This window comes from Falsiroseomonas sp. RANM36, from assembly GCF_056682175.1.
In genome coordinates this window covers 492133-494362 of the sequence record NZ_JBWXTD010000005.1, presented here as the reverse complement: position 1 = coordinate 494362, position 2230 = coordinate 492133, and the positions used below count along the sequence as shown (strand labels likewise).

Below are 2230 nucleotides of genomic sequence, written 5' to 3'. Positions count from 1 at the left end.
CATGAATGACCCCCCACTCCCCGCTTTGTAATTGTCGGGCGCCCCTACGCCCCCCCCCTCAGCTCGAAGCCCTGCTCGCCCAGCGCGGCGCCGTCACCCGCATCGCCACCGCCCTCGGCATCTCCACCGCCGCGGTCAGCCAGTGGAAGCGCGTGCCCGACGACCGTGTGGGCGAGGTGGCGCGCGCCCTCGGCGTGCCGCCCGAGGCGGTGCGGCCGGATCTCGGCGCCGAGCCGCCCGAGCCGCCGAAGCGCGACCTCGCGCCGCTGCGCGCCGCCCAGCGCATGCCCCTGCGCCGCCGCCGCCGCACCAAGATCGTCGCCACCCTCGGCCCCGCCTCCTCCTCGGCCGAGGTGATCGAGCGGCTGTTCCGTGCCGGCGCCGACGTGTTCCGGCTGAACTTCTCGCACGGCACCCATGCCGACCATGCCGAGCGCATCGCCACGATCCGCGCCATCGAGCGGCGCTACGACCGGCCGATCGGCATCCTCGCCGACGTGCAGGGGCCGAAGCTGCGCGTCGGCAAGTTCCAGGCCGGGCGGGTGCAGCTCCAGGCCGGGCAGTCCTTCCGGCTCGACCTCTCGCCGACGCCGGGCGATGTGCGCCGCGTGCAGCTGCCGCATCCCGAGATCATCCTCGCCGCCGGCATCGGCACCACGCTGCTGCTCGACGACGGCAAGCTGCGGCTGCGCGTGACGCGCCAGCGCGAGGACCACCTGGAGACGGAAGTGGTCACCGGCGGGCCGCTGTCGGACCGCAAGGGCGTCAACGTGCCCGACGTGGTGCTGCCCATCCCGGCGCTGACCGAGAAGGACCGCGCCGACCTCGCCTTCGTGCTCGACCAGGGCGTCGAATACATCGGGCTCAGCTTCGTCCAGCGGCCGGAAGACGTGGCCGAGGCCAAGGCGATCGCCGATGGCCGGGCCTGGATCATGGTGAAGATGGAAAAGCCGCAGGCGATGGACAATCTCGACGACATCGTGCGCCTCGCCGATTGCGTGATGGTGGCGCGCGGCGATCTCGGCGTGGAATGCCCGCCGGAGGAAGTGCCGCTGATGCAGAAGCGCATCGTCCGCACCGCGCGCGCCGCGGGCAAGCCGGTGGTGGTGGCGACGCAGATGCTGGAGAGCATGATCGCCGCCCCGGCCCCCACCCGCGCCGAGGCGTCCGATGTCGCGACCGCGGTGTTCGACGGCGCCGATGCGGTGATGCTCTCCGCCGAGACCGCGGCCGGCCAGTACCCCTACGAGGCCGTGAACATGATGGACCGCATCGTCGCGCGGGTGGAGCAGGACCCCGGCTGGCGGTCGCTGACCGATGCGAACCGCCCGGCGCCGCAGCGCAACTCCGCCGACGCCATCGCCGCCGCCGCCCGCCAGGTGGCCCACACCATCGAGGCCGAGGCGATCGCCACCTTCACCTCCACCGGCAGCACCACGCTGCGCGTCGCGCGGGAGCGGCCCGACTGCCCGATCATCGGCCTGACGGCCAGCGAACGCACGGCGCGGCGCATGGCGGTGATCTGGGGCGTGCATCCGGTGATGGCGCCGGAGCTGCACTCGATGACCGACATGGTCGCCAAGGCGATCCGCGCCGCCGCGCAGGAAGGCTTCGCGAAGCATGGCGACGAGGTGGTGGTGACGGCCGGCGTCCCCTTCGGCACGGCGGGCACGACCAACGCGCTGCGGGTCGCCATCGTGAAGTGATGCGTGGCGGCGGGTTGACGCCGCGCCGCACCGCGCCTTCCTTGCGGCCGGCCTGGAGTCCCCGCCGATGCGCCCTGTCCTGCTCGCCCTGATCGCCCTGCTCGCCGCCGGCCCCGCCCTGGCGCAGCGAGACGGGCTCTATGACGTGACCGGCACCAACCTCGACGGCACGCCCTATACCGGGCTCGCGCAGATCCGCACGGTCGGGATCAACTCCTTCAACATCCTCTGGCGCATCGGCGAGCAGATCGTGGAGGGCGTGGGCATCGCCTCCGGCCGGACCATCGCCGTTGCCTATGGCATGGCGCAGCGCCCTGGCATGGGCGTCTACACGCTGAACGCGGACGGCTCGATGGAAGGCGAATGGACCATCATCGGCGCGCCCAGCATCGGCCGGGAACGCCTGGTCCCCCGCCCGCCCGCGGCGCCGCGGCCCCGGCCGGCCGCGCCCGGCGCCGCCCCCCCCCCCCCCCCCCCCCCCCCCCCCCCCCCCCCGCCACCACCAGCCCCCGCCGCCCCGGGGC

Annotated in this window: 2 protein-coding genes; both read left to right on the top strand. The window is 73.9% G+C overall.

All coding sequences use genetic code 11. The features are described from left to right. The first annotated feature begins 284 nt into the window (after positions 1–284). The gene (pyk, locus tag AC1MIR_RS20365; RefSeq protein ID WP_480030227.1) at positions 285–1706 is read left to right on the top strand and encodes a pyruvate kinase; all 1422 of its coding nucleotides are present in this window, start codon (positions 285–287) and stop codon (positions 1704–1706) included. Positions 1707–1773: 67 nt separating this feature from the next. After that, a partial coding sequence (locus AC1MIR_RS20360) for a hypothetical protein (RefSeq protein ID WP_480030008.1) occupies positions 1774–2230 on the top strand: 457 nt, incomplete at its 3' end.

What these genes read in the sequence shown, in the direction of transcription:
- pyk (WP_480030227.1), top strand. Translation starts at nt 285, where the DNA reads ATGCCCCTGCGCCGCCGCCGCCGCACCAAGATCGTCGCCACCCTCGGC.